At 66.4% G+C, this 25,395-nt stretch carries 25 protein-coding genes; 11 read left to right on the top strand and 14 right to left on the bottom strand.

Annotated elements, in window-relative coordinates; all coding sequences use genetic code 11:
- Nucleotides 1–98: 98 nt before the first annotated feature.
- The 4 genes from VLI63_RS15775 (at nt 99) to VLI63_RS15790 (ending at nt 4,405) form a co-directional block, all read left to right on the top strand.
- Nucleotides 99–1,589, top strand: coding sequence for an alkaline phosphatase family protein (locus tag VLI63_RS15775; protein WP_409157817.1), 1,491 nt, complete (start codon nt 99–101; stop codon nt 1,587–1,589).
- A 29-nt stretch (nt 1,590–1,618) separates the two neighbouring features.
- On the top strand, nt 1,619–2,158 hold the full coding sequence (locus tag VLI63_RS15780; RefSeq protein ID WP_409157818.1) for a hypothetical protein: 540 nt from the start codon (nt 1,619–1,621) through the stop codon (nt 2,156–2,158).
- 121 nt (nt 2,159–2,279) lie between these two features.
- Nucleotides 2,280–3,797, top strand: a complete 1,518-nt coding sequence (locus VLI63_RS15785) for an alkaline phosphatase (RefSeq protein WP_409157819.1) — start codon at nt 2,280–2,282, stop codon at nt 3,795–3,797.
- A gap of 71 nt (nt 3,798–3,868) precedes the next feature.
- Nucleotides 3,869–4,405, top strand: coding sequence for a hypothetical protein (locus VLI63_RS15790; protein WP_409157820.1), 537 nt, complete (start codon nt 3,869–3,871; stop codon nt 4,403–4,405).
- Between the two features lie 18 nt (nt 4,406–4,423).
- Here the strand turns inward: VLI63_RS15790 and VLI63_RS15795 are convergent, their stop codons facing one another.
- Nucleotides 4,424–4,675, bottom strand: coding sequence for a MoaD/ThiS family protein (locus VLI63_RS15795; protein WP_409157821.1), 252 nt, complete (start codon nt 4,673–4,675; stop codon nt 4,424–4,426).
- A complete protein-coding gene (gene moaA, locus VLI63_RS15800) occupies nt 4,668–5,750 on the bottom strand; it encodes a GTP 3',8-cyclase MoaA (RefSeq protein ID WP_409157822.1) in 1,083 nt (360 codons plus the stop codon). Before moaA ends, VLI63_RS15795 begins: the two co-directional genes overlap by 8 nt.
- A 166-nt stretch (nt 5,751–5,916) precedes the next feature.
- Between moaA and VLI63_RS15805 the strand changes: the two genes are divergently transcribed.
- Genes VLI63_RS15805 through VLI63_RS15820 form a run of 4 tightly spaced genes read left to right on the top strand, consistent with a single transcriptional unit; the run spans nt 5,917 to nt 8,340 of the window.
- Complete coding sequence (locus VLI63_RS15805; protein WP_409157823.1) at nt 5,917–6,690, top strand: hypothetical protein; 774 nt, start codon at nt 5,917–5,919, stop codon at nt 6,688–6,690.
- A gap of 36 nt (nt 6,691–6,726) precedes the next feature.
- The gene (locus VLI63_RS15810) at nt 6,727–7,320 is read left to right on the top strand and encodes a sulfite oxidase-like oxidoreductase (protein ID WP_409157824.1); all 594 of its coding nucleotides are present in this window, start codon (nt 6,727–6,729) and stop codon (nt 7,318–7,320) included.
- 10 nt (nt 7,321–7,330) lie between these two features.
- Nucleotides 7,331–8,083 carry a ferredoxin reductase gene (locus VLI63_RS15815; protein WP_409157825.1) on the top strand — a complete coding sequence of 251 codons (753 nt, stop codon included), beginning with the start codon at nt 7,331–7,333 and terminating at the stop codon, nt 8,081–8,083.
- Nucleotides 8,083–8,340, top strand: coding sequence for a DUF6510 family protein (locus VLI63_RS15820; protein WP_409157826.1), 258 nt, complete (start codon nt 8,083–8,085; stop codon nt 8,338–8,340). Before VLI63_RS15815 ends, VLI63_RS15820 begins: the two co-directional genes overlap by 1 nt.
- Before the next feature lie 8 nt (nt 8,341–8,348).
- On the opposite strand, the gene VLI63_RS15825 is transcribed toward VLI63_RS15820, so the two are convergent.
- The 8 genes from VLI63_RS15825 to otsA all read right to left on the bottom strand — a co-directional run bounded on the left by VLI63_RS15825 (nt 8,349) and on the right by otsA (nt 19,929).
- On the bottom strand, nt 8,349–11,015 hold the full coding sequence (locus tag VLI63_RS15825; RefSeq protein WP_409157827.1) for an FG-GAP-like repeat-containing protein: 2,667 nt from the start codon (nt 11,013–11,015) through the stop codon (nt 8,349–8,351).
- A gap of 348 nt (nt 11,016–11,363) precedes the next feature.
- On the bottom strand, nt 11,364–11,996 hold the full coding sequence (locus VLI63_RS15830) for a DUF998 domain-containing protein (protein WP_409157828.1): 633 nt from the start codon (nt 11,994–11,996) through the stop codon (nt 11,364–11,366).
- Between the two features lie 150 nt (nt 11,997–12,146).
- Complete coding sequence (ilvC, locus tag VLI63_RS15835; RefSeq protein ID WP_409157829.1) at nt 12,147–13,172, bottom strand: ketol-acid reductoisomerase; 1,026 nt, start codon at nt 13,170–13,172, stop codon at nt 12,147–12,149.
- Nucleotides 13,173–13,338: 166 nt separating this feature from the next.
- Nucleotides 13,339–13,845: an acetolactate synthase small subunit gene (gene ilvN, locus VLI63_RS15840; RefSeq protein ID WP_255461241.1), complete on the bottom strand. Its 507-nt coding sequence runs from the start codon at nt 13,843–13,845 to the stop codon at nt 13,339–13,341.
- A 4-nt stretch (nt 13,846–13,849) separates the two neighbouring features.
- A complete protein-coding gene (locus VLI63_RS15845) occupies nt 13,850–15,649 on the bottom strand; it encodes an acetolactate synthase large subunit (protein WP_409157830.1) in 1,800 nt (599 codons plus the stop codon).
- A gap of 61 nt (nt 15,650–15,710) precedes the next feature.
- Nucleotides 15,711–17,408: a dihydroxy-acid dehydratase gene (gene ilvD, locus VLI63_RS15850; RefSeq protein WP_409157831.1), complete on the bottom strand. Its 1,698-nt coding sequence runs from the start codon at nt 17,406–17,408 to the stop codon at nt 15,711–15,713.
- A 215-nt stretch (nt 17,409–17,623) separates the two neighbouring features.
- Nucleotides 17,624–18,439 carry a trehalose-phosphatase gene (gene otsB / locus VLI63_RS15855; RefSeq protein ID WP_409157832.1) on the bottom strand — a complete coding sequence of 272 codons (816 nt, stop codon included), beginning with the start codon at nt 18,437–18,439 and terminating at the stop codon, nt 17,624–17,626.
- Complete coding sequence (gene otsA / locus VLI63_RS15860) at nt 18,439–19,929, bottom strand: alpha,alpha-trehalose-phosphate synthase (UDP-forming) (protein ID WP_409157833.1); 1,491 nt, start codon at nt 19,927–19,929, stop codon at nt 18,439–18,441. The genes otsB and otsA overlap by 1 nt, the downstream gene beginning before the upstream one ends.
- A 44-nt stretch (nt 19,930–19,973) precedes the next feature.
- Here otsA and VLI63_RS15865 point away from each other — a divergent pair, with 44 nt between their 5' ends.
- Nucleotides 19,974–20,942 (top strand): magnesium transporter CorA family protein, encoded by a 969-nt coding sequence (locus VLI63_RS15865; protein WP_409157834.1) that lies wholly within the window; start codon nt 19,974–19,976, stop codon nt 20,940–20,942.
- Here the strand turns inward: VLI63_RS15865 and VLI63_RS15870 are convergent.
- Together VLI63_RS15870 and VLI63_RS15875 are read right to left on the bottom strand one after the other, a co-directional pair.
- Nucleotides 20,920–21,375, bottom strand: a complete 456-nt coding sequence (locus VLI63_RS15870) for a hypothetical protein (RefSeq protein ID WP_409157835.1) — start codon at nt 21,373–21,375, stop codon at nt 20,920–20,922. The two genes, VLI63_RS15865 and VLI63_RS15870, sit on opposite strands and share 23 nt — an antisense overlap.
- 147 nt (nt 21,376–21,522) lie before the next feature.
- On the bottom strand, nt 21,523–22,680 hold the full coding sequence (locus VLI63_RS15875) for an SLC13 family permease (protein ID WP_409157836.1): 1,158 nt from the start codon (nt 22,678–22,680) through the stop codon (nt 21,523–21,525).
- A 106-nt stretch (nt 22,681–22,786) separates the two neighbouring features.
- Between VLI63_RS15875 and VLI63_RS15880 the strand changes: the two genes are divergently transcribed.
- Both VLI63_RS15880 and VLI63_RS15885 read left to right on the top strand, forming a co-directional pair.
- Nucleotides 22,787–22,978 carry a hypothetical protein gene (locus VLI63_RS15880; protein WP_409157837.1) on the top strand — a complete coding sequence of 64 codons (192 nt, stop codon included), beginning with the start codon at nt 22,787–22,789 and terminating at the stop codon, nt 22,976–22,978.
- A 2-nt stretch (nt 22,979–22,980) separates the two neighbouring features.
- On the top strand, nt 22,981–23,748 hold the full coding sequence (locus tag VLI63_RS15885; RefSeq protein WP_409157838.1) for a hypothetical protein: 768 nt from the start codon (nt 22,981–22,983) through the stop codon (nt 23,746–23,748).
- 46 nt (nt 23,749–23,794) lie between these two features.
- On the opposite strand, the gene VLI63_RS15890 is transcribed toward VLI63_RS15885, so the two are convergent.
- Entirely contained in the window at nt 23,795–24,550 is a 756-nt protein-coding gene (locus tag VLI63_RS15890) for a FadR/GntR family transcriptional regulator (protein WP_409157839.1), read from the bottom strand.
- A gap of 2 nt (nt 24,551–24,552) precedes the next feature.
- On the bottom strand, nt 24,553–25,341 hold the full coding sequence (locus VLI63_RS15895) for a 3-oxoacyl-ACP reductase (protein WP_409157840.1): 789 nt from the start codon (nt 25,339–25,341) through the stop codon (nt 24,553–24,555).
- Nucleotides 25,342–25,395 lie beyond the last annotated feature (54 nt).

The raw sequence follows: 25,395 nt of genomic DNA on the forward strand, positions 1-25,395 counted from the left end.
GTCAAGTAGTTACCTGACGTTCATCTTCGCGCACTTCACCACGACCTCGCGCGGGGCCACCATGGAATCACGATTCCGGCCAGTGGAGGCGCTTCAGAATGACACTCACTCGAACCAAGAAGACGATCATCGCGAGCATCGCGGCGCTCGCCACCATGGCCGGCGTCGGCTTCGCCGCGGGCCCCGGATTCGCGTCCGGTTCTGACGACAATCACCGGAGCGAGTTCCACGCTCCCAAGGTGGGCCACGTGTGGACCATCATGCTCGAGAACAAGTCCTATGAGGCCACCTTCACCGGCCTCAACCAGAACGACTACCTCTGGAAGACGCTCCCCTCCTACGGCGAGCTTCTCACCCAGTACTACGGCACCGGCCACTACTCGCTCGACAACTACATCAGCGCCGTCTCCGGCCAGGCACCCACTCCCGGCAACCAGGCCGATTGCCCGCAGTACACCAACGTCGCGCCGGGACTGCCGGCCCCCGATGGCCAGGTCTACGCGTCGACCGGCTGCGTCTATCCGGCATCCGTCCAGACGATCTTCAACCAGCTCGACACGAAGAAGGTCTCCTGGAAGGTCTACAACCAGGACATGGGCAACGATCCCACGCGCGAGAACGTCTACAGGTGCGGCATCCCCGGTGACCCCTCCGGGGCCGGTGTCGTCGACCCGGGCGGCGCCACCCCGACCGACCAGTATGTGGCGAAACACAATCCGACCGCCTGGTTCCACTCGGTGTTCGACAACCCCGCGGACTGCGCGAACGTCGTGCCGCTCGACGGCTACGCGGCAACCGCCGGCCACGCCGCCATCCCCAGCCTCGCCGATGACCTCAAGTCGGAGAAGACCACGCCGGCCTTCTCCTGGATCACCCCGAACAACTGCTCGGACGCCCACGATGCCACCTGCAAGGGCGACAACCTCTCCGGCGACCCGAACAATCACCAGGGTGGCCTGTACGCCGCGGACCTGTTCCTCAAGAAATGGATCCCGGCGATCATGAACTCGGCAGCCTTCCAGAAGGATGGCGAGATCCAGATCCTCTTCGATGAAGCCTTCCCGCCCTACAAGATGTACGGCAACTCGATCGCGGACCAGCAGTACGCGGCAGACAGCAAATTCGGCACCGACACCGGCACGGGCGCATCCGCCCAGGCCGAGGCCGACACCGCGCAGTCCGTGGTCGCCTGCTGTGGCGAACTCCCGGGCCCGAACACGACCCAGCCCGGCTTCCAGGCCTTCAACCAGGACACGACCCCCGGCGGTGGCGTGACCGGAGCCGTGCTCATCAGTCGCTTCATCACGCCCGGTTCGGTGAGCGCCCAGCCCTATAACCACTACAGCTGGCTGCGCACCATCGAAGACACCTTCAACATCCACCGGGGAGGAATCGACGGTGACGGCCACCTCGCCTACGCCGGCACCGATGGACTTCGACCGTTCGGCCCGGACGTCTACAACAACGCGGCGGGGCGCGCCCTGAAGCCCGCTCCGTCCGGCAGCTCCCTCTATCCCGCGACGGCGAGTGTCAACGAGCTGCCACAGGCGAAGATCGTGAAGCAGTCCGTGCCGGTCGACGGCAAGTGAGGTCGACGCTGAGGGGTCTGGCCGGTGTTGTGGTCGCGTCCGCCCTGCTGGTCGGGATGCTGAGCGGATGCACCACGGCATCCACCGCGGCATCGGTGACGGACTCGCTCGGAGCGGTACCGATACCGACGGCTCCGGCCGTGGATCCGGTGCCGACCGCCACGATCGGCAAGCCGCAAGTGCTCGCGATGGGAGCGCCGACCCTCGTGGTCTTCGACGCCTCCACGCGCGGCACGGCAACGGCCACCGGCCCGGACCAGACGATCACCCAGCCCGGGACATCTACCCTCGTGGGTGGAGTCGCCATCAGCACGGCGGCCACGATCACCCTCACTGTGACATCGGCGAGCGGATCCATCGCGCTCTCCACCGCGGATCTCGTCTGCCGAGACGAGACCGGTGACGTGATTCCGCTCACCGCGGTCGGTCCGGCGAGCGCGACCGCCCCCGCGGGAGGCACGGCCCAACTGGTGGTTTCGGGCACTTTCACCAGCGGTGCGGCGCAGGTGACGTGGCAGCCATCCGGGCATCCGATCGCCCTCTGGGACTTCAACATCGAACTCGACTAGCGCCGCTCGTCCGTCGTCGTTAACCTTCCGGCCATTCGGGGGTCATCCAGGTCTTCTACTGTGCAGTCGTGGCGGCGCACTCCTGCGCCGTCGCACTCCAGCAGACCTCAGGAGAATACTCATGCGACGACGAATCCCTGTTCTCACCTCCGCAACACTCATCACCGCGCTCGTTGCCACCGCCGTTGTGGCCGGAACCGCCGGCGTGGCCTCAGCACACGGCGACTCCGGCGACGACGGGGGGCGCGCCAAGAACGTGATCTACCTGCTCGGCGACGGCATGGGGCGCACCCATGTCACCGCGGCCCGGGAGCGCTTCTACGGCTCGGATGGCAAGCTCGCCATGGAGACCCTCCCCGCGCAGGGCTATGTCAGCACTTACGCGGTCGAGAAGCTGTCGGGCCAGCCCGGCACAACGAACTTCCACCCGAACCCGGTCACCGACTCGGCCTCCGCTGCGACCGCCTGGTCGTCCGGAGTCAAGACCTACAACGCGGCCCTCGGCATCGACGCCACCGGCACGGTCAAGCCGACGGTCATGGAGCTCGCGAAGAAGGCGGGCCTGCGCACCGGCAACGTCTCCACCGCAGAGATCACGGATGCCACCCCCGCCGGCCAGATGAGCCACGCTCTTGCGCGCGGATGCCAGGGTCCGGTCTACTCGGACGCCGCATGCCAGGATCTATCTATCACCGGCACCGCGCTTCCGACCAGTGACATCCGGGTGACCCCGATCGCCGACCAGATCGCCCGCAACGGCACCGCGGACGTCATCCTCGGCGGAGGGCTCAGCCGCTTCGACGCCGCCGACGAGAAGGCGCTGAAGGACCAGGGCTACTCCGTGCTCGGCTCCCCCACCAGCCAGACCGTCGCGACGAAGTCCGATCTCGCCGCAGCATCCGGCCAGAAGGTCTTCGGCCTCTTCAACCGGGGCAACCTCACCATCGAGAAGTCAAAGCAGGACAACCCGACCTCGGTGCAGGCCCAGGAGCCGACCCTTCCCGAAATGACGAGCAAGGCGATCGCACTTCTCACCAGCAAGTCGAACTCCAAGGACAAGAGCGCCAGCAAGGGCTTCTACCTGCAGGTCGAGGGCGCCCTCATCGACAAGCGTTCGCACGCCAACGACGCGGCCCAGACTCTCGGTGAGATGAAGGCCTTCGACGACTCGGTGAAGATCGCCAAGGAGTTCGCTGCGAAGGACGGCAACACCCTCGTCATCGTCACGGCCGACCACGAGTGCGCCGGCTTCAACATCATCGAGAAGGGCACCTTCACGAACGCCGAAGCGACCGCCCCTCCGACGAATGTCGACTCGGGCAACCCGGCGAACAACTCCACGCCGACCCGGCCGAACAACGCCAAGGACGCCGCCCGCTCCACCGGGATCATCAACGGTGCCGGTTCCGCCGACCCGAAGGACTTCGCCCCGGCGACGTTCCGCATCCCGAGCGACCCGGCCAGCGTGGTCGACGGATCCCCGGAGGCCGGCCTCTGGCTGACCTACCTCTCGGGCAACCACACGGGTGCTGATGTGCCGGTGTACGCCTACGGACCCGGCTCCGAACAGCTGGACGGCACCATCGACAACACCGCGCTGTTCGGCATCGTCGGCAAGGCACTCCGCGTCATCAAGTAGGTAGCACCCATCACGGTCCGGGCCGGGGAGCGCATCCCCGGCCCGGACCGCACAGCGGCAAGGACACCCCCATGAAGAGACCTCCGATCATCGCCATCGCAGTCGCGGCAGCAGCCGTCGTGATCGCCGGGTCGATCGCGATCGGCATGACCGCGATGGCGCGCACCGACGCCGCGGCGCCGCTGCCGACGGATGCCGTGAAGACCACGCTCCCCGGACTGGTGGCGGCCAGCGGCGCACCGGAGCTCGACAGCATCCGCCTCCTGCGTCCGAAACCCGGAGAGCTGCGCCAGGCGGCCGGGCCTTTCGACGACAGGTTCGCACTCGACGGCCTCGCCTTCGACGGCACGAGCGCGAGCGGCGCCCTCCGGGTGACGAGCGATGTGAGCGCGGTGCTCGACCTGGAGATCATCGCCGGGTTCTACGATGCCGGCGGATCATTGATCGGCAGCGCCCGCTTCGTCTATCACGCGACCGATGACGGCCCGGTCGACCCGGTCACGGGCACCCCGGTCGAATCCATCCCGTTCCGGGTAGCCGTGCCGGCGGAGTTCGCCGGGCGCGCGGTCTCGGCGTCGGTCGGCGTGCCCGTCCTCGTCAACGAGTAGCGGGGACCACGACGGGGCTCAGCCCCCGGCGAACGGCGGAAGGACGTCGACGCGCGCGCCGACCGACCTGTCATCGTCTCGACTGACCACGCCGTCGACGAGGAACGATCCGGATGCCAACACCCGGGTCATCGCGTCGCCGTACCGCTCCACCAGCACGGCTCGCAGCTGGCCCACTGTGGCGACGGAGGGCAGAATTTCCTCTTCGCGCCCGGACGCCTCCGCCGCGGAGGCGAAGTAGCGCACGAGAATGCCAGCCGGCTCAGCCACCGATGGCGCCCATGCTGCGCTGCGGGCGCACGAAGTCAGCCCGGTCCATGCCATGCCCGGCCTGCTTGCCCCACTGGGCTGCCCGCCACCACTGCGCGATCGTCGCATCGTCGGAACCGTTGCGCAGCAACGCGCGGAGGTCTGTTTCGTCGTCACCGAACAGGCAGGAGCGCACGGTGCCCTCCGCAGTGACGCGGGTGCGGTCGCAGGCCTCGCAGAACGAGCGGGTCACGGAGGCGATGATGCCCACCGTGGCTGGACCGCCATCGACGGTCCACTCCTCGGCGGGCGCCGAGGGGTCTTCGCGGTGCGGCTGGCTCAGCGTGAATCGTGCGCCGAGCACATCGAGCAGCTCCGCGGCATCCACCATGTTGTCGCGCGCCCAGGCCTCATCGGCGTCGAGTGGCATCTGCTCGATGAAGCGCAGTCTCACGCCATTCGCGAGGGACCACCTGAGCAGGTCTGCCGCACCGGCGAGGGTATCGCGCATGAGCACGGCGTTGATCTTGAGGGGGGTGAGTCCGGCATCCTTCGCGGCCTGGATGCCGGCGAAGACCGACGGCAGCCGGTCGCGCCGGGTGAGCCGGGCGAAGTGGTCGCGGTCGACGGTGTCGAGGGAGATGTTGATGCGGGTGAGCCCGGCCTCCACCAACTCGTGGATGCGGTGATCGAGCCCGATGGCATTGGTCGTCATCGAGATCGACGCCCTGCCGCCCCCGGGCAGCCCCGCGACGGCGGAGGAGCGACGGATGATTTCGGCCAGGTCCGCTCGCATGAGCGGCTCTCCCCCGGTGAAGCGGACGTCGTGCACGCCGAGGTCACGAACCGCGATCTCGACGAGCCGGGCGATCTCTATGGCCGTGAGCAGGTCGTCGCGGGCGATCGCGGGAAGCCCCTCCTCCGGCATGCAGTAGGTGCAGCGAAGCGAGCACTTCTCGGTGATCGAGATACGGAGGTCGCGGGCCGTGCGGCCGAAGGTGTCGAGCAGGCCAGCCTCGTCCGGGCGCCCGACCGTCGGCGGAAGTCGTGCCGGGTCGCGCCGGATCCCCGGGATGCCGAGCGCGAGGGAAGTCATGGAATCAGCCTACGTGACGGGGTCGGGGCGAATGCCTCCCCGGCGCCCCACGAAACGCCGGACGGGCCGACGGAGGAACGGCCGGTTCGACAGGACTACAGCCCCGATGCCCCCCGGCCTTCAGCCGGGCGCGCGGAGCACCGCCCGACGTGGAAGAGTTGACTCCATGCCCGACGAAACGCTGCGACTGCCGAACACGATCTTCCAGGCGGTCTTCGACCTCGGCGACAAGCGTGCGGCGAAGATCGCCCTGCCGCCGACATTGCGTGAGCCGGAGATCTTCGCCGAGTGGCAGGACGACGAGAACGTCGTCTCCCTCTATGTCGGCTACGACGACGGGCAACTCCACCTCGACCTCGGCACCAACGGAGGCGAGCACCACTTTCACGGTGCGAATGGCGACGCGAGCGAGAACAGCCCGTGGAACGATTCCGACACTGCGGTGTTGCTTGCCTGGTCCAGCGCTCTCGCCGCCAACTTCTTCGAGCGGATGCCAGAGCTCATGGAAGACATCGAGGAGGCCGCGGCCTGGCATGAGGAGGGCTATCCCCTCTATGTGTGCGAGACGGAGCCCGCCCAGCTCGACCTGATCGAGGTCGAGATCGAGGGCGAGATCCTCACGCTGCCCTGGCTCGGATCCGGGGGCGTCAGCCAGGACCACGTCGACGGAGAGAACCATCCGATCGCCCTGCTCTGGAACCCCGTGGATGGCGCCACTCCCGATCGCACGATCGCCCGCGCCTGGCTAGATCCGGTATCGGGTGAGCCCGTGACCTCTCCCGAACAGGGCGTCGACTGGTCCGCCGTCGGCCTCGAACGCGACGAGGTGCTCTCCTGGCTGGAAGGCATCTACCTCAACCACCACATCACGCCGGATGCCGAGATCGAGCTGGTGCACGCGGTGCTCGAACGCATGGGTGGACTCGACCGCGAGCAGTAGGCGTCGCTATTCTGGGATCGACCGAAGGAGCTTCTCATGGCTGTCATCTCTCGCGGTTTCACCGGCCGCGGTCGCGAACACAATCCGGAGCTTCCCCCCGGCCAGTACCTCACCGCAGACTTCCCGGTGCTCTCGGCGGGACCCACCCCCGACATCGACACCGCGGACTGGCAATTCGGTATCCGCACGGATGACGCGACCCTCCACACCTGGACTTGGGACGAGCTGCACGCCCTGCCGATCGAAGACATCGACACCGACATCCACTGCGTCACCCGCTGGTCGAAGTTCGGTACCAGCTGGCGAGGCGTCTCCCTCGACACCCTGTTCGCCGGGGTGGAGACGAGCGACGAATACGTGATGGCACACTCCTACGGGGGCTACACGACCAATGTGCCGCTCGAGGATCTGCTGGGCGGCAAAGCGTGGATCGCCTTCGAGTTCGACGGTGACCCGCTCGATCCCGAGCATGGCGGTCCGGCGCGGCTACTCATCCCGCACCTGTATTTCTGGAAGAGCGCCAAGTGGATCCGGTCACTCGAGATGATGGCATCGGACGAGCCCGGGTTCTGGGAGCAGAACGGCTACAACATGTACGGCGACCCGTGGCTGGAGCAGCGCTATTGGTGAGCGGCAGTTGGTGACCGAACGCGAGACCCGGGATGCGCCGCCACACCGGGTCGGGCTCTGGCATGTCGGTGTGGTCGTCTCGACCAATACCGAGACTCCCACCGGGCGCAGCATCGTGCTCGACGTTCCTGGCTGGGGCGGCAACCTCGCAGGCCAGCACGCGGATGTTCGGCTCACCGCGCCGGACGGCTACCAGGCCGTGCGCTCCTACTCCATCGCCTCGGCGGGGGACGGGGACCGGGTCCAGCTCGCCGTCGACCGCTTCCCCACCGGAGAGGTGTCGCCCTACCTCGTGGATGAACTCCTGCCCGGGGATGAGCTGGAGCTGCGCGGTCCGCTCGGCGGTTGGTTCGTCTGGCACCCCGTCCAGACCGAGTCGGTGCAGCTGATCGGCGGAGGCTCGGGGATCGTGCCACTGATGGCGATGATCCGATCCCACACCGCGTCGGGCAGTACCGCTCCCTTCCGGCTGCTCTATTCGGTGCGCACCCCGGATGACGCGTTCTTCCGTTCCGAACTCGAGACGCCGACCCCCCACCTCGACGTCACCTGGCTGTACACCCGCCGAACGCCGGACGGATGGCCGCGCCCGGCCTCCCGCATCGCGCTCGCCGACCTCGAGGCATCCGCCTTCGCCGCGTCCCAGACCCCTTCAGTGTTCGTCTGTGGTCCGACGGGATTCGTCGAGACCGTCGCGAACGACCTCGTCGCTCTCGGGCACGACCCGCAGCGTGTGAAGACCGAACGATTCGGAGGCGCCTGATGCCGGAACCCGTGGACGGCAACTCCCTGGCGGGGCCCCTCTCCGAGCTGTTCTCCGCCGATCTCACCCTTGCGGTGGCGCGCTGCATCGGCTGCGGCGACGTCTCCGAACTCGCGCGCGCGACGGTCTACCCGGATCCGACCGGCTACGTGGTGCGCTGCGGCCAGTGCGACGACGTGCTCATGGTCGTCGTCGAGGAGCCGGACAGCATCTGCCTCGAGCTGCGCGGGATGTCCTGGCTGAAGGTGCCGCGCTAGCGAAGTCGCTAGCTGATCGTGGCGAATCCCGACCAGCCCGAACCGATCTGCGAGACCGCTCCCCAGCCGCCAAGACCGTTTCCACGATAGAGGTAGAGCGCGCCGGAAACAGTTCGGCCGAGCACATCCGCGTTGCCGTCGCCGTCGAAATCACCGACGGACACGATCGCCGACATACCGTTCCAGCCGGAACCGATCAGCCTGGTAGTGCCCCAGCCACCATGGCCGTTACCCGGGTAAAGGTATAGGTTGCCGTTGCCCGCCCGAGCGATCACGTCGGGATAGCCATCACCGTCGAAATCGCCCGGTGACAGAATCGCGGTCATTCCCTGCCAGCCGCTCCCCACCACGGTCGTCGAGGTCCAGGAGCCGTGGCCATTGCCCGCATAAAGGTATAGGGCGCCCGCCGCAGTTTGCCCTAGGACGTCTTGGTTGCCGTCACCGTTGAAATCGCCGGCAGAAAGGACCGCCGTCATCCCGTTCCAGCCGCTACCGACAAGGTGCGCGCTCGTCCAGCCCTTGTTTCCGCTTCCGGAATATAGATAGAGCGCGCCCCCGCTCGTACGACCGAGGATGTCCGAGAACCCGTCGCCGTCGAAGTCTCCGACCGGCACGAGGGAGGTCATGCCATTCCACCCAGAACCGATCACAGACGGCGCCTGCCAAGAGCCACTCCCGTTTCCTGGATAGACATAGAGCGCGCCTCCGGGAGTTGTCGCAAGAACATCCGAGAACGTGTCCCCGGTGAAGTCGTGGCCGCCGCGCGACCCCCGCCCCATCCCAATCGTTGTGCTGAATGAACCGGCCATCCCCTCGGTGAGGGTCAGGGTCGGCGATTCGACGTGACTGCCCGAGAACCATTCGGAGTAAGTCGCCAACACCCTGTACCTGCCCGGGGCTAGCCCCGAAAAGCGATAGATTCCGTCGGAGGCGAGCTGCGTCGACGCGCTCGACACGACCCAATTGTTAGCGTCGTCGAGGACTTCGACCTGTGCTCCAAACGACCCGTTTCGGGATACCCCGGTAAGCAGAATCTGGCCGGAAAGCGACGCGGCGTGGAGGAGCGTCGCGTTGATGCCAACCCTGACCTGTCCCCGCGCCACCAGCACGGTAGGCGCGTAAGAGTACTGCGTATAACGGTAGCTCTTCCCCGGCCAGCTCTGATTCGCAAAGGTATCGGCGTTGGTGAAATCGATCTCGTACCCCGCGGCGGGGAGGCCGACGAAGGAGTACTTCCCGGCCGCGTCCGTTGTAGTCTCGCGGAAATCCGCAAACTGGCCCGCCTGGGGGCTCCCCGCGGGGAAGTAGCCGAGCGCATCGACCGTCACACCTGCCACTGGCTGCCCACTGCTCGAAATGACCGTGCCGGAGACCTCGCCGCCCGGCGGCATGGTGAACACCAGTCCGCTGACGCCTGCAGCCGGCACGACCAGCGCGGTAGATTCCGACTGATACAGAGTGGCTGGGTAATACAGGTCCGGGAAGTCTGCCGCCCCTGAGTATTCGAGGACGAGAGTGTAGCTTCCTGCCGGTACGTCGGGGATGGAGAAGTTCCCCGCCGAGTCAGTTGGGGCACTGGACACCACAGTCTGACCGGCGTCCCGGTACAACAGGAAGGCCGTCACTTCATCGGCACCGGCGGGATGAGCAGAATCACCGAGGTCGACGTGGCCCTCGACTGACAACGCGGGGACCAGAATGACATCGGCCCTGGCATTCGTGTCAGCAACCGAGCCGCTGGTGTCTGTCGAACCGTCGAAGTAGGCCGCACTCCTCGTGTAAGTGAACGAGACACGATAGAGGCCCGAGTCCGGAAGGTCCGAAAACGAATAGTGGCCATTCGCGTCTGTCGTGGTACCGCCCGCGATCGGAACCCACTCCGCAAGGTCGGCGTCGTAGTAGCTGCATGTGACGTCCACGTCGCCCACGCCGACAGCCACCGCAGTTGTGCCAAGGAAGGCCGTGCCACTGACGCTCTGCTTGGGCCACATGCTCATCGATTGCTGGATCAAGTCCTGCCCGGCGGAGAAAGTGATCAGCTGCGCAGCTTTTTTTGACGCGCTGCTCCCGAGGTAGAGGCTCTGATAGTTGCCAGTTCCGACGTAGACAAAATGGAGCCGGTAGACGCCGGCGACGAGACCCGGCAGCGAGTATGCGCCGCCGGTGGTTGTCAAGACTCCGGCGCTTTCCGGACTCCAAACCTTGTCGCGTTGATAGACGCTGTAACGGACCGAGACCTGGCCGGCGGTGTCCGCGTGTGGATGATCGAAGAACCCCACGAGGCCACTGATAGCCGCAGCACGGGTCAACGTCATGTTTGTTTGCGGAAGATCGGCTGCATTAATTGAAAGCCAGGACCCCACACCGTAGGGTTTGTCCGGCCAGAGCATCGAACTGAACGGACCCACACCGTTGTAGGCGAAATAGACCCAGTATGACCCGGTCGCCAGGCCGGGCAGGAGATAGTTGCCGCCCACATCCGTCTGCGTGGTGGCCACAGGGGTCTGCTCGGATCGATAGTCACCGATCGTCACCGTGACCTCGCCTGCTCCCGCGGATGTGCCTACGTCACCGAGATAGACGTGTCCGCTGACGGAATATGTCGCCGCCGCATTCGCCGACGCCGGCACGAGTATTCCCAGCGAGACGATGGCCGCGATGATCACTGCGACCATGGCCGTTTTCCACGCGCGGGGAGAAGGTACGGCGGCTACGGGATTCATCGGGAGTCCTCAGGTCGTTCGCCGTGCGGAGCACGTGCTGGCGAGAATATATCAGTCTTTTGATGGGTCAGGTTCGCTGAGCTTATTTCGGTCCGAAGTCCCCGGGTCGCGCGTCGGACGGACACGGTAGGCGAACACCCAATGTGACGGACAACCCAACCGCGCGCGGGTCGCTAAATCCAGAGGCGGTCGGCCTCGCGAGCCGCGATCCGTGCTCCCCGGCGTACTGCCGACATTGGCTCGCGTTGACAGAATGCCTGAAGTCCCCATAGTCGAGAACTCCGCATTAAAAACCTCGGGCTACCTTCGCAGCAGACGCCGGCAGAGCACGAACGCCCAGCCGAGGATCCCCAGCAGACAGATCCGCTCGGTGAGGCCGACCAGCTGCGGCAGCAGAGCGAGGCTCAGGCCGAGCGACACTAGCCCGGCCAACGCGACTACCAAGAAGAGCGTGACGGTAGGCGTGCGCCCGATCCAGGCGGTCAGCAGCGCCATGGCCACCAGCACCGCGAGAAAGCCGGATGTCGCGAACACCACATGCACGAACCCGACGCTCGTGCGCGGGGTCATACCGAATTCGCCGGGGCGGTTGACGTCCGTGGGGAAGAACACGAGGGCCGCCGAGCAGAGTCCCGCCAGCGCCAGCAGGACCGAGCCGGCTCTCCGCCGCCACGAAGCCGGAGCCGTGACTGAAACAGCTACGACGAGGCATCCGCTCATCACCGCCCTGGCCAGGAAGTTGAGGTTCATGGCCCACCCGAACTGACCGACGGCGAGATCGCTCTCGGCATCGGTCAGCACCGAATAGTGGGGCGGCAGAAACTGCAACACCACGTCGACCAGCACGTAGAACAACACGAGGGCCATCGCCACAGCGGCGGAGGCGCGGCGGACGCGGGTGGCAGTCGACGGCTGCAGCGTCGGTGGGTTCATCCCCCAACCCTCTCGCATCGCGGTGGCGACTGTTCTCGATGACGGTGTACTCGATGTCGGGCGAATACGGACACAGCGGGCCGGCACGCTGGCCCGGAATCGCCGAAGGGGCCCCGGCTCGACAAGAACCAGGGCCCCTTCAGAAAACGACTAGCGGGCGGCTGAGCCGTCGGTGTAGTCCTCGTCGACCTGCTTCCAGGCGAAGAGAGCGCGCAGCTCCTTGCCGGTGGCCTCGATCGGGTGGGCCGCACCCTTCGCGCGCAGCTCGAGGAACTCGGGCGCTCCGGCATCCTGGTCAGCGATGAAACGCTCGGCGAAGGCACCGGACTGGATGTCGGCGAGAACGGCCTGCATGTTCTCCTTCACGTGCGGGTCGATGACGCGCGGGCCGGAGACGTAGTCTCCGTACTCGGCGGTGTCGGAGACACTCCAACGCTGCTTCGCGATGCCGCCCTCCCACATGAGGTCGACGATGAGCTTGAGCTCGTGAAGCACCTCGAAGTAGGCGATCTGCGGCTGGTAGCCGGCCTCGATGAGGGTCTCGAAGCCGTACTGCACGAGCTGCGAGACGCCACCGCAGAGCACGGCCTGCTCACCGAACAAGTCGGTCTCGGTCTCTTCGGTGAAGGTGGTCTTGATGCCGCCGGCGCGGAGTCCGCCGATCGCCTTGGCGTAGGACCATGCCAGCTGCCAGGCCTGGCCTGAGGCATCCTGCTCGACGGCGACGATCACGGGAACACCACGGCCGGCCTCGAACTCGCGACGCACGGTGTGACCGGGTCCCTTGGGCGCGACCATGATCACGTCCACGCCCTCCGGCGCGGTGATGTAGCCGAAGCGGATGTTGAAGCCGTGGCCGAAGAGGATCGCGTTGCCGGGGACGAGGTGCGGCTGGATGTCGGCGGCGTAGAGTCCGCGCTGGTGCTGGTCGGGCGCGAGGATGACGATCACGTCGGCCCACTCCGCAGCCTCGGCGGACGGCAGCACGGTGAAGCCGGCCTCCTGCGCCTTCACCACGGACTTCGAATCGGGCTTGAGGCCGACGACTACCTCGACGCCGGAATCGCGGAGGTTCTGCGCGTGCGCGTGGCCCTGCGAGCCGTAGCCGATGACGGCCACCTTCTTGCCCTGGATGAGGCTGAGGTCGGCGTCTTTGTCATAGAAGATCTCGGTCACTTGGTTTCCTTTTCCGTTTCTGCTGGTTGAGTGCGCCCGCCTGGGCCGCATTTCTGCTGGTCGAGTAGGCCCGCCAGGGCCGTATCGAAACCCGCGGTTTCGTGGTTCTGTGTTCTGTTATTCGAGGTCTCGCTCCGCGCGGCAGAGCGCGCTGCTCGACCACCGCTTAGCTCTTGAAGACTCGTTCGGTGATGCTCTTGGAGCCGCGCCCGATCGCGAGAAGGCCCGACTGGGCGATCTCCTTGATCCCGTAAGGCTCGAGCACCTTGAGCAGCGCATCCACCTTCGCCGTATCGCCGGTGACCTCGATCACCAGGGCGTCGGTCGCGACATCCACGATCCGCGCGCGGAACAGCGTTGCCGCCTCGAGGATCTGGCTGCGCGTGGTGTTGTCCACGCGCACTTTGATCAGCATGTGCTCGCGCTCGACGGTCTGAAGCGGATCCAGTTCGACGATCTTGATCACGTTGATGAGCTTGTTGAGCTGCTTCGTCACCTGCTCGAGCGGCAGTTCCTCGACATCCACGACGACGGTGATGCGGGAGAGTCCGGGGATCTCACTCGCACCGACAGCGAGGCTCTCGATGTTGAAACCACGGCGCGCGAACAGACCGGCGACGCGCGTCAGCAGTCCGGGTTTGTCCTCGACGAGAAGCGAGAGTACGTGCGTCACGGGCCTACTCCTCGTCCCACGACGGCGCGTGGTCTTTCGCATATTGCACGTTCGAGTTGCCGACGCCCTGCGGCACCATCGGCCAGACCATCGAATGAGGACTGACGATGAAGTCGATCACCACCGGACGGTCGTTGGTCTCGTTCGCCAGCTTGATCGCGGCATCCACGTCTTCCTTGTTGCGCACACGGATGCCGAGCGCGCCGTACGCGTCCGCCATCTTCACGAAGTCCGGGATCATCACCGTGTCGTGACCCGTGTTGAGGTCGGTGAACGAGTGGCGGCCGTCGTAGAACAGGGTCTGCCACTGTCGCACCATGCCGAGGGAGGAGTTGTTGATGATCGCGACCTTGATCGGGATCTTGTTGATCGTGCAGGTGGCGAGCTCCTGGTTGGTCATCTGGAAGCATCCGTCCCCGTCGATCGCCCAGACCGTGCGCTCCGGTTCGGCGACCTTCGCACCCATGGCCGCGGGAACCCCGTAGCCCATGGTGCCCGCGCCGCCGGAGTTGAGCCAGGCGTTGGGACGCTCGTACTTGATGAACTGCGCCGCCCACATCTGGTGCTGGCCGACGCCCGAGGCGTAGATCGCCTCCGGTCCGGTGATCTGGCCGATGCGCTCGATCACGTACTGGGGGGAGAGCAATCCGTCTTCCGGCTCGTCGTAGCCGAGGGGGTAGCGGGCGCGGAGCAGGTCGAGACGCTCCCACCAGACCGTGAGATCGGATGGCGTGGTCGCCACCGCATCGCGGAAGGCGGTCGTGAGGTCGGCGATGACGTCCTTGGCATCGCCGACGATCGGCACATCGGCGAGCCGGATCTTGGAGATCTCGGCCGGGTCGATGTCGACATGGACGACCTTCGCATTCGGCGCGAATTCGCTGGGCTTGCCGGTGACCCGGTCGTCGAAGCGGGCTCCGAGCGATATGAGCAGGTCGGATTCCTGGATGGCGAGCACCGCGGGCACCGTGCCGTGCATCCCGGGCATGCCGAGGTTCAGCCGGTTGGAGTCCGGGAAGGCACCGCGCGCCATGAGCGTGGTCACGACCGGTGCGCCCACCAGCTCGGCGAGCTCCAGCAGCTCGGCGGATGCCTTGGCGCGGATCACTCCGCCACCGACGTAGAAGACCGGGCGCTTGGCCTCGGCGAGCATCTGGGCCGCCGCGAGGATCTGCTTGCCGTGGGCCTTGAGTACCGGGCGGTACCCGGGCAGGTCGACCTTCGGCGGCCAGATGAACGGCGCGCTGTTCTGCTGGCAGTCCTTCGTGACATCCACCAGCACCGGTCCAGGCCGGCCGGTCGTGGCGATGTGGTACGCGGCCGCGATGGTCGCCGGCACGTCTTCCGGTCGGGTGACCAGGAAGGAATGCTTGGTGATCGGCATGGTGATTCCGGAGATGTCGACCTCCTGGAACGCGTCGCTTCCCATCAGGGTGGAGAACACCTGGCCGGTGATCGCGAGCAGCGGAACGGAGTCCATATAGGCATCCGCGATCGCGGTCACGAGGTTGGTGGCACCGGGGCCGGAGGTCGCGATGCAGACCCCGAGTCGGCCGGTGGATGACGCGTAGCCCTCGGCAGCGTGGCCCGCGCCCTGCTCGTGGCGCACCAGGATGTGGCGGATGCCGGTCGACGACATCAGCTCATCGTAGAAGGGCATGATGGCCCCGCCGGGGAGCCCGAAGACGTCGGTGACGCCGAGGTTCTCGAGCGAGCGCAGGATCGCGCCCGACCCGGTGAGGATCTCGGGCTCGGTGGCTTTCTTGGTCGGTGCTGCTGGCACGGGAGCGGTTTCCGTGGACATGGCATATTCCTTGCGAGACATAGAGTGCGAATGGTGGGGGGCGAGACGTCCCGACCCCGGGTTAGCCCGTGATCGCGCCCTCTGCGGCGGAGTGCACGAGCTTCGAGTACTTTGCGAGAACGCCACGGGTATAGCGCGGGGGAAGCGGAGCCCAGCCAGAGCGGCGAGCGGCTAGCTCGGCCTCGTCGACAAGTAGATCGAGAGAACGAGCGGCGATATCGACCCGTATTAGATCACCATCGCGCACGAAGGCGATAGGACCTGCGTCCACCGCTTCGGGTGCTATGTGGCCGATGCACAGTCCGGTTGTGCCGCCTGAGAATCGTCCGTCCGTCAAGAGTAGTACATCCTTGCCGAGCCCGGCTCCCTTGATGGCGGCGGTGATGGCGAGCATCTCGCGCATCCCCGGGCCGCCCTTCGGTCCCTCATAGCGGATGACGACGATGTCGCCCTTTCCGATCTTGCCCTCGGTGAGGGCATCCATCGCCGCTCGCTCGCGCTCGAACACCCGCGCGGGGCCCTCGAATACCTTGGCGTCGAAGCCGGCGGTCTTGACGACGGCGCCCTCCGGTGCGAGGGATCCGCGCAGGATGGTGAGTCCTCCGGTCGCGTGGATCGGGTTGTCGAGCGTGCGGAGCACCTTCCCGTCGAGCGGCGGGATGTTCAGTTCGGCGAGATTTTCGGCGAGAGTCTTGCCGGTGACGGTGAGCGCGTCACCGTGCAGCAGCCCGGCATCCAGCAGCGCCTTCATCAGCACCGGGATGCCGCCGCGACGATCCAGGTCGTTCATCACGAACTGGCCGAAAGGCTTCATGTCGGCGAGGTGGGGAATGGTGTCGCCGATGCGGTTGAAGTCGTCGAGCGAGAGGTCGACGTCCGCTTCCCACGCGATGGCGAGGAGGTGGAGCACGACGTTGGTAGATCCGCCGAGGGCCATCGCCACGGCGATCGCATTCTCGAAGGCATCCTTGGTGAGGATGTCCCGGGTGGTGATTCCGAGGCGCAACAGGTTGACGACGGCCTCGCCGCTCTTGTGGGCGAAGTAGTCGCGGCGCCGGTCGGCCGCGGCCGGACTCGTCGAGCCTGGAAGCGCCATCCCGAGCGCCTCGGCGACGCTCGCCATGGTGTTGGCCGTGTACATGCCGCCGCAGGCACCCTCGCCCGGCGCGATCGCGCACTCGATGGCGTAAGCATCCTCGTCGCTCATCGTGCCGGCCTTGACGCCTCCGACGGCCTCGAAGGAGTCGATGATGGTGACCTCCTTCTCGGTGCCGTCGCTGAGACGCACCCAACCGGGAGCGATCGAACCGGCGTAGAGGAACACGGAGGAGAGGTCGAGGCGGGCGGCAGCCATGAGCATGCCGGGAAGGGACTTGTCGCAGCCGGCGAGCAAGACGGAGCCGTCGAGTCGCTCGGCCTGCATGACGACCTCGACGGAGTCGGCGATCACCTCACGGCTCACCAGCGAGAAGTGCATGCCCTCGTGGCCCATGCTGATGCCGTCGGAGACGGAGATGGTGCCGAACTGCAGTGGGTAGCCGCCGCCGGAGTGCACGCCCTCCTTTGCGGCCTGCGCCAGGCGGTCGAGACTGAGGTTGCAGGGGGTGATCTCGTTCCACGAACTCGCGATGCCGATCTGGGGCTTTTCCCAGTCCGAGTCGCCCATGCCGACCGCGCGCAGCATGCCGCGGGAGGTCATGGCTTCGATACCGTCGGTTACGGTGCGTGAACGGGGCTTCCAGTCGACTGTTTCGGGCATGTAACAGAGTCTAGAACGCGCTCCGTGTTCACATTCCTCACGCACGAGTGACGCGTGGCTCTCCACCGTGGCGGGGCAGGCGCCTGCTCGCGGGCCGCTCCCCGTCTCGCGGAGGGAGACACGTCCCCCGCCACGACGATAATTCACCACCGGGAGTCGCTGGCGCAGGTGCGCGGACAACGGTTCAGAGCCCCGGAACAGCGGATGCGACAGGGCTACTGCTCGTGTACGTCGCCTTCGCGCAGGTCGGCGAGCAGGTTGATCGCCCGGGCGACGTCGATGGGTCCACCGACCCGGAAGTTGGCGAGGGTGGATCCCTGGCCGCTCTTGAGGCCCACGTCATCCGCACCGAGTGCCGCGAAGGCGTCCTCGTCCGTCACGTCGTCGCCCGCGTAGAACACCGCCGTGGCCTTCGTGTAGGTGCGCAGATGCTCGACGGCCTCGCCCTTGTTGGTGGAACGCACCGAGAACTCGAGCACATTCTTGCCGCTGCGGATGGTGAGGTCATCGAGCTCGGCGGCGGTCTCGCTGCAAGCGACCAGGTGCGCGATCCGGCTGTTGTGCTCTGACGCGAGCCGGGTGTGGAGCGCGAAGCCTGCCGGCTTCTCCTCCAGCCAGACCTCGTCGAAGGAATTGGCCACCTGGTTGAGCACCTCGCCGAGAACGTCGATGCGCTCGAACTCCGTCGTGTTGAGGGTGACGCTGTCACCGGGGTTGTCGAGTCGGAGCTCGATGCCGTGGGACCCGACGAGCAGCACGCTGTCCGGCAGGTCCGACACCTCGATGAGACTGTCGAGGGCACGACCGGAGACCAGTGCCACCCGCGTGTTGGGCATGTCGTTGAGGCGAAGCACGGCGGCGCGGGCCTCGGGCAGCGCACGGGCGTGCTCCGGGGCATCCACCTCCGGCGCGAGGGTGCCGTCGAAGTCGAGCGCCACGAGCAGCCGTCGGGTGCGCGCGAGTTCCCGCAGTGCTCCGATGAACGGCTCAGGCAGTCGAGAGAAGTTGGGAGGGGTGTCGACGTCGACCATCAGGAGAGCTTGTGCCCCTCGGATCCGTGGTGCGCCCGGCTCTCGAGCACATCGAGGAAGTCGCGCGACCAGCGGGAGACATCGTGCTCGAGCACCCGCTTGCGAAGCGATCGCATGCGCGCGGATCGTTCACTCCTCGGCATCGCGATGGCCTGCAGGATCGCCTCCTTCACGCCGTCGATGTCGTGCGGGTTGACGAGGAGCGCCCGTTTCAGCTCGTCGGATGCCCCGGCGAATTCGCTGAGGATGAGCACACCGTCGTCGTCGAAGCGGCAGGCCACATATTCCTTGGCCACGAGATTCATGCCGTCCCTCAGCGCCGTGACGAGCATCACGTCGGCGGCGAGGTACAGCGCCACCATCTCATCCCGGGGGAAACCGTGGTGCTGGTAGCTGATCGGCACGTGGGCGATGGTGCCATAGTCGCCGTTGATGCGGCCGACCGTGAGCTCGATGTCGTCGCGCAGCGCCATGTAGGCCTGCACCCGCTCGCGGCTCGGGTTGGCGACCTGAACGAGCGTGACATCCTCCGAGCTCAGCTTGCCCTCGGCGAGCAGCTCACCGTAGGCCTTCAGCCGGTGGGTGATGCCCTTGGTGTAGTCGAGGCGATCGACCCCGAGCATCACCGTTCGCGGATTGCCGAGCTCGGCACGGATCTGCTTCGCGCGCTCCTGCACCTCGGGAGTGCGGGCGAGTTCTTCGAAACTGGCACTGTCGATCGAGATCGGGAACGCGCGGGCGACCACGGTGCGGAAGCTTCCCTGGCGTTTGATCTCGCCGTAGACGCGAACCCCCGGCGAACCGTCGACGATGGGCACCTCGACCTGGTAGCCCTTGGTGGCATAGCCCTTGAGGCGACGCACCGCCCGCTGGAAGTTGCTCGCATCCGCGACCCGCTGGAACCCGATCACGTCGGCTCCGAGCAGCCCCTCGATGATCTGGGTGCGCCACGGCAATTGGGAGTAGATGCCATAGGGAGGGAACGGGATGTGGTTGAAGAATCCGATGGTGAGGTCCTGGCGGATCTCACGCAGAAGCTTCGGAACGAGCTGGAGCTGGTAGTCCTGGATCCAGACCACCGCGCCGAGTGCTGCGGCTGTGGCCGCGGCATCCGCGAATCGCTGGTTGACCTCGACGTAGCTGTCCCACCACTCGCGGTGGTAGCTGGGCGGGGCGATCACGTCGTGATACAGCGGCCAGAGCGTGTCGTTGGAGAAGCCCTCGTAGTACTGCTCGATCTCGAGCGCAGTGAGAGCAACGGGGATGATGTGGATGCCGTCGCTGTCGAAGGTGCCGAGTTCGAGGTCCGGCTGGCCACCCCAGCCGATCCAGGCGCCCTCGTTCTGCTTCATGACCGGCTCGAGGGCGGTAACGAGGCCGCCGGGAGAACGGCTCCAACTGGCGGTTCCATCGGGGCCGACAACCCGGTCGACGGGGAGGCGATTGGACACGACGATGAAGTCGTAGGTGCCGCTTGTCGTTGAAGTCACTGTGCCGTCAAGGCTACTGCACGGCACGGAACTAGCATTGCCCGATGGCAACTACCCGGCTTTATAATCACGGCTCGCTGAAGACCGAAGGGTTCCCGGTCGAAGACATCTCCGACCACATCCTCGAGAAGGGCTGCACGGTCTGGGCGGACTTCCTCTCTCCCAGTGAGTCGGACCTCGCGAAGATCACCGAGGAGCTGGGGCTGCATCCGCTCGCGGTCGAGGATGCCGTGCATTCCTCCCAGCGGCCGAAGCTCGACCGCTACGAGACCCACCTGTTTCTGGCCGCCTACGCCGTCTCGCTCGACACTGTGACCGGGGAGCTCGAGACCCATGAGATCAAGGCCTTCATCACGCCCCACGCACTGGTCACCGTCCATGGCCCGGATTTCGACATGTCGAAGGTCGTCCAGCGGTGGGACAGCGACAGGGACCTCGCGAAACACGGCGTCGCCTACCTGCTCTGGGGGCTTCTCGACGAAATCGTCGACGGCCACTTCGAGACGGTGCAACAGCTCGACACCGCCTCGGACGAGCTCGAGGATGCCCTGTTCGACGACCGCCCCCGCGACAAGGAGGTGCAGCGGCGATCCTTCGAGTTCCGCAAGTCCCTCGTGCTCCTGCGGCGGGTGGTGCTGCCGATGCGTGAAGTCGTGAACACCGTGCTCCGCCGCGATCTCGAGGCCTTCGACACGGAGATGACGCCGTACTTCCAGGATGTCTACGACCACGTGCTTCGCGCTACCGAGTGGACGGAGTCGCTCCGCGATCTGGTCTCGACCATTCTCGAAACGAATCTCAGCATCCAGAGCAACCGCATGAACCTGATCATGAAGAAGGTGACGAGCTGGGCGGCCATCATCGCCGTCCCGACGGCGATCACCGGATTCTTCGGTCAGAACCTCAAGTTCGCCGGGTTCGGCACGACCTGGGGTGTCTGGCTCTCGATCGGGCTGATCGTCGTTGCATCTCTCGGGCTCTACCTGCAGTTCAAGAAGCGCGACTGGCTCTGACGCTGCGCGGCGAGCGGGAGAGCCCGATGACCGCGGCGATCGACTGCCAGAGCACGAAGGCCTCGACCACGAGGGAGAGAAGTCCGAGCGGTTCGAGCCAGTTGCCGATGTCGTCGGTCGCTCCGGGCATGCCGACCGTGCGGTTGATGGCGTAGCCGGCGATGACCGCGGCCGACAGCACGCCGGCGGCGATGAAGTCTCGCCGGGTGCCCGCGACGAAAAGGCGCTCGGTCAGCACGAAGGCGGCGACGATCAGGGCGATGTAGAACGCGGCAAGGTAGGGGGTCTCGGCGAATTTGCCGGGCAGATCGAGGATGTGGATCGCGGCTACCGAGGCGAGTCCGAGCCCGACGGCGACGCGTCGGCTCGACGCCACCACTCGACGGTGGGCGGTGAAGGTCTCGGTGGTGGGTTCTTGGAGCGTGGTTGACATTTTTCCCCCTGGGAAAGTCGATACGGATGAGATACGCACGTTCGACGCTAGGAGCCTCTCCCTGGCATTTCGGCCTATGTGTGAGCTTTCACATGCACAGTCGCCGCATTTGCCGAAGCCTTTGAGGTTGCGGCAACACCCGGGAAATCAGCCCTGCGAGAGAGCGAGGCCGAGCGTCGCGAGAGTCACCGTGATCGGCGCCGCAATGAGCCCGAGCAGGGCGTAACGAGCCCACGAGATCTCGACATCCAGTGCCTTCAGTCGTTCATGCCAGAGGAGGGTGGCAAGCGACGCCCAGGGGGTGATCAGCGAACCGACGTTCACGCCGATCAGCAGCGCGACGAGCCGAACGGGGTCTCCGGCCACCGGCTCGAGGGCCAGATACGCAGGCAGGTTGTCGATGGCGTTGGCGCCGAGGGTTGCGACTCCCGCCAGCCGCAGCAGGCTCAGCGGGTCGTGGCCGGTGCCCGAAACGGTGGCGAGCAGCATCCCGAGACCGAGCGAGTGGGCGGCTTCCACCACGAGAAAGAGGCCGGAAGCCAGCAGCACGAGTTGCCACGGGAGCAGTCCGAACCGCAGCACCGAACGGCGCCTCACGAGAAAAAACACCCCGAGAACCGAGGCCGCGATCACCGTGGGAATCCAGACCTCCAGGCCCGAGACGAGGGAGGGGATGAGCAGTGCCACGACCACACCGCTCGCGATGAGCAGCACGCGATCGTCGGGCGCCTCGGCCGGCTCGGTGCGATAGCGCACCAGGAGGTCCCGGCGGAAGACGAGGAACAGGATGAGCGCGGGCACCACCACGGAGATGAGTGCGGGCACAGCGGTGAGGGCCGCGAACTGGAGGGGACCGACGCCCGCGAGCTCGTGCTCGGCGAGCAGGTTGGTGAGATTCGAGACCGGGAGCAGCAGCGACGCCGTGTTCGCCATCCACACCGTCGTGAGGGCGAAGGGCAGCGGTGACAGCCCGGCATGACGAGCCAGGATCACGACGACCGGCGTCAGGAGCACGGCGGTGGTGTCGAGTGAGAGAAAGATCGTACCGACCACCGCGAGGGCGAGCACCAGCAGCCAGAGCAGCCACGCCCGGCCGCGACCCCAGCGCGCGGTCTGCTGTGCGACGAGGCGGAACAGGCCGGCTTCGGCCGCGAGCTCGGTGACCACGGTGATCGCGACCACGAACAGCAGGATCGGCCAGACACGCTCCCCGATCGCCAGCGCATCGGCGGCGGGGAGGATGCCGGTGGCGATGGCCGCGAACCCGACGAGGAGCAGGGCGGCCCCGAGAATCGCAGTTCGCACGTCGTCCCTTTGCTGCTCGGCGCCGTTCCGGCATTCCACACTATCCCGGGCTGTGCGCTCTTCTCACAGCGGAGTACCGTGGAAATATCGACTTGAAAGGCATCCGTTGCGCAAATACATCTTCAGTGGCACCCTCATCAGCGCCGTCCTCGGCGGGTGGGGTACCCTCCAGACGACAAGAAAAGGTCCGCGCGACTGGCGACTCGCCCTCATGTGGATCAGCTGGGTCATCACCGTCGTAGTGGCGGTGGATTCAGTTGTGGAGCAGTCGCGCAAGGTCGACGAGCTAGAGGAGTAACCATGCACAACCCACTCATTCCGGGAATGTACGACATGGGCGCGGGGGCCCTCGGGTTCCTCGGTTTGGTGGTCTGGGGCTTCTTCTCGCTGCTCGCCCTCGCGATCGTCATCGGACTCGTCTTCCTCCTGGTGCGCTTCCTCCTCGTTGCGACCAGGGCCGCGCAGTTGTACGTCGCGAAGAACGAGCCGCCGAAGCCGCCGGCAGCGCCGCGTCCGAGCCCCGCGGCACCCAGTGCCCCCGCTTCCGCTGCCTCCTCGGCGTCGACGGCCCCCGCTTCCACGCCAACACCACCCACGAAGACACCGCCTGCCGCCGCGAAGTCCGCGGCACCATCTGCCGCGTCCACGACGACGTCCCCGACCGTGGCATCCCCGACCGTGTCATCCCCGACCGTGGCATCCCCGACCGTGGCATCCCCAGAGACGACGGCCACGACCAAGGTCGCGCCCGTCGTGCCGAAGGCCGCGCCTCCGACTCCCACCCGCACCATCACCCCGGCGACTCCCCCGGTGTCGGCGACTCCCCCCGTGTCGGCGACTCCCCCGGTGTCGGCGACTCCCCCCGTGTCGGCGACTCCGGAAGCGAAGGTCGCGGCCGCGAAGTCGCCGATCGTGAAGGCACCGGTCGCGAAGGCACCGGTCGTGAAGGCACCGGTCGTGAAGGCACCGGTCGTGAAGGCACCGGTCGTGAAGGCACCGGCAGAAGAGGCGCCGGTCACCACAGCGCCGACCAAGCCACGCACCCCGAAGGCACCGCCGACCCTCTAGCGTCAGACCGTCTAGCGCCAAGGCAGCACACGCAACGAAGACGGCTTCAGGCGAGGAACGCCCGTAACAGTGCGGCGGAGCCCTCGAGGTGTTCCTGCATCTCGGATGCCGCCCGCTCGGCATCCCCGGTGAGAATGGCGATGACGATCGCCTCGTGCTGCTGGTTCGAGTGTTCGATGTTGGGCTGCAGCAGCGGGATGTCGTCGAGCAGTCCGTTCACCAGCATCCGGTTCTCCGCCAGCAGCGGCACAAGCGATGGAGCTCCCACCAGCTCCCCGATGGTGAGGTGCAGCCGCGAGTCGAGCCGCCGGTAGTCGGCGATGGTCGCCGCCGCCGTCTCTCGCAGGCGGGTCCAGAGCAGTTCGCGGTCGCCGGCCGAGAGACTGCGGGTCGCGGCGGATCGCGCCGCTCCGACCTCGAGGATGTCGCGCAGCGCGAGCACGTCCTCGATCTCCCCCGCGGTGGGAGGGGCGGATGCCGCAAAGCCGTCGATTCCGGAGGCCGCGACGCGCGGCGGTGGCGCGTCCACGACGAAGGTGCCGCCGTAGCGACCGCGACGCGAGATGAGGAATCCCGCATCGGACAGCGAGCGGATGGCATCGCGCACGGTGTCGCGGCTCACCGAGAATCGGGTGGCGAGATCACGTTCGGAAGGCAGCGCCTCACCCGGCGGCACGATCCCGAGGCGGATGGCCTGCAGGAGACGGCTCACCGTCTCCTCGAAGGCGTTGCCCGCGCGAACGGGTCGGAAGAGGGCATCGCCGGCGACATCCGCCCGCACCAGCCCTCCCCCGTCGCTCACGATTACAGGGGTGTCACGTAGGCGGCGCTGATACCGCCATCGACGAGGAAGGTCGAGCCGGTGATGAAGGAGGAGTCATCGCTCGCGAGGAACGCGACCGCCGCAGCGAGCTCTTCCGGCTCCGCAAAGCGTCCCTTGGGGATGTGCACGAGACGACGCTGGGCGCGTTCCTCGTCCTTGGCGAAAAGCTCCTGCAGCAGAGGAGTGTTGACCGGGCCGGGGCACAGGGCGTTCACCCGGATGCCCTGGCGCGCGAACTGCACGCCGAGTTCGCGGCTCATCGCGAGTACGCCGCCCTTGGATGCCGTGTAGGAGATCTGGCTGGTCGCCGATCCGAGCACCGCCACGAACGAGGCCGTGTTGATGATCGAACCGGACTGCTGGGCCACCATGTATATGAGCGCCGCACGGCAGCATAGGTAGACCGACTTGAGGTTGACATCCTGCACGTTCTGCCACGCAGGCAGTTCGGTGGTCTCGATCGAGTCGTCGTCCGGTGGAGAGATGCCGGCGTTGTTGAAAGCGATGTCCACCGATCCGTAGGTCTCGTTGGCGGTCGCGAAGAGGGCGTTCACCTGGGCCTCGTCGGTCACGTCGACCTGCACGAAGAGCCCCTCCACCTCTGCAGCAGCCGCCGCTCCCGCTACGGGGTTGAAGTCGGCGATCACCACGGTGGCCCCCTCCGCGGCGAACCGCCGGGCCGTGGCGAGACCGATGCCGCTCGCTCCCCCGGTGACGACCGCGACCTTTCCCGCGAGCCGCTGCGTGAGGTCGATCTTCGCTACTGCCATGTGGTGGTTCTCCTAACTGGTGCGGGTCGAGTAGGCCGCGCGCGGCCGCATCGA

The sequence above is a fragment of the Lacisediminihabitans sp. H27-G8 genome, from assembly GCF_046156175.1.
Classification (GTDB): Bacteria; Actinomycetota; Actinomycetes; order Actinomycetales; family Microbacteriaceae; genus Lacisediminihabitans.

Coding starts and splice junctions, on each gene's coding strand:
- VLI63_RS15775 (WP_409157817.1), top strand. CDS start 99: ATGACACTCACTCGAACCAAGAAGACGATCATCGCGAGCATCGCGGCG.
- VLI63_RS15785 (WP_409157819.1), top strand. CDS start 2,280: ATGCGACGACGAATCCCTGTTCTCACCTCCGCAACACTCATCACCGCG.
- VLI63_RS15790 (WP_409157820.1), top strand. CDS start 3,869: ATGAAGAGACCTCCGATCATCGCCATCGCAGTCGCGGCAGCAGCCGTC.
- moaA (WP_409157822.1), bottom strand. CDS start 5,750: ATGACTTCCCTCGCGCTCGGCATCCCGGGGATCCGGCGCGACCCGGCA.
- VLI63_RS15805 (WP_409157823.1), top strand. CDS start 5,917: ATGCCCGACGAAACGCTGCGACTGCCGAACACGATCTTCCAGGCGGTC.
- VLI63_RS15810 (WP_409157824.1), top strand. CDS start 6,727: ATGGCTGTCATCTCTCGCGGTTTCACCGGCCGCGGTCGCGAACACAAT.
- VLI63_RS15820 (WP_409157826.1), top strand. CDS start 8,083: ATGCCGGAACCCGTGGACGGCAACTCCCTGGCGGGGCCCCTCTCCGAG.
- VLI63_RS15825 (WP_409157827.1), bottom strand. CDS start 11,015: ATGGTCGCAGTGATCATCGCGGCCATCGTCTCGCTGGGAATACTCGTG.
- VLI63_RS15830 (WP_409157828.1), bottom strand. CDS start 11,996: ATGAACCCACCGACGCTGCAGCCGTCGACTGCCACCCGCGTCCGCCGC.
- VLI63_RS15845 (WP_409157830.1), bottom strand. CDS start 15,649: ATGTCCACGGAAACCGCTCCCGTGCCAGCAGCACCGACCAAGAAAGCC.
- ilvD (WP_409157831.1), bottom strand. CDS start 17,408: ATGCCCGAAACAGTCGACTGGAAGCCCCGTTCACGCACCGTAACCGAC.
- otsB (WP_409157832.1), bottom strand. CDS start 18,439: ATGGTCGACGTCGACACCCCTCCCAACTTCTCTCGACTGCCTGAGCCG.
- VLI63_RS15865 (WP_409157834.1), top strand. CDS start 19,974: ATGGCAACTACCCGGCTTTATAATCACGGCTCGCTGAAGACCGAAGGG.
- VLI63_RS15870 (WP_409157835.1), bottom strand. CDS start 21,375: ATGTCAACCACGCTCCAAGAACCCACCACCGAGACCTTCACCGCCCAC.
- VLI63_RS15885 (WP_409157838.1), top strand. CDS start 22,981: ATGCACAACCCACTCATTCCGGGAATGTACGACATGGGCGCGGGGGCC.
- VLI63_RS15895 (WP_409157840.1), bottom strand. CDS start 25,341: ATGGCAGTAGCGAAGATCGACCTCACGCAGCGGCTCGCGGGAAAGGTC.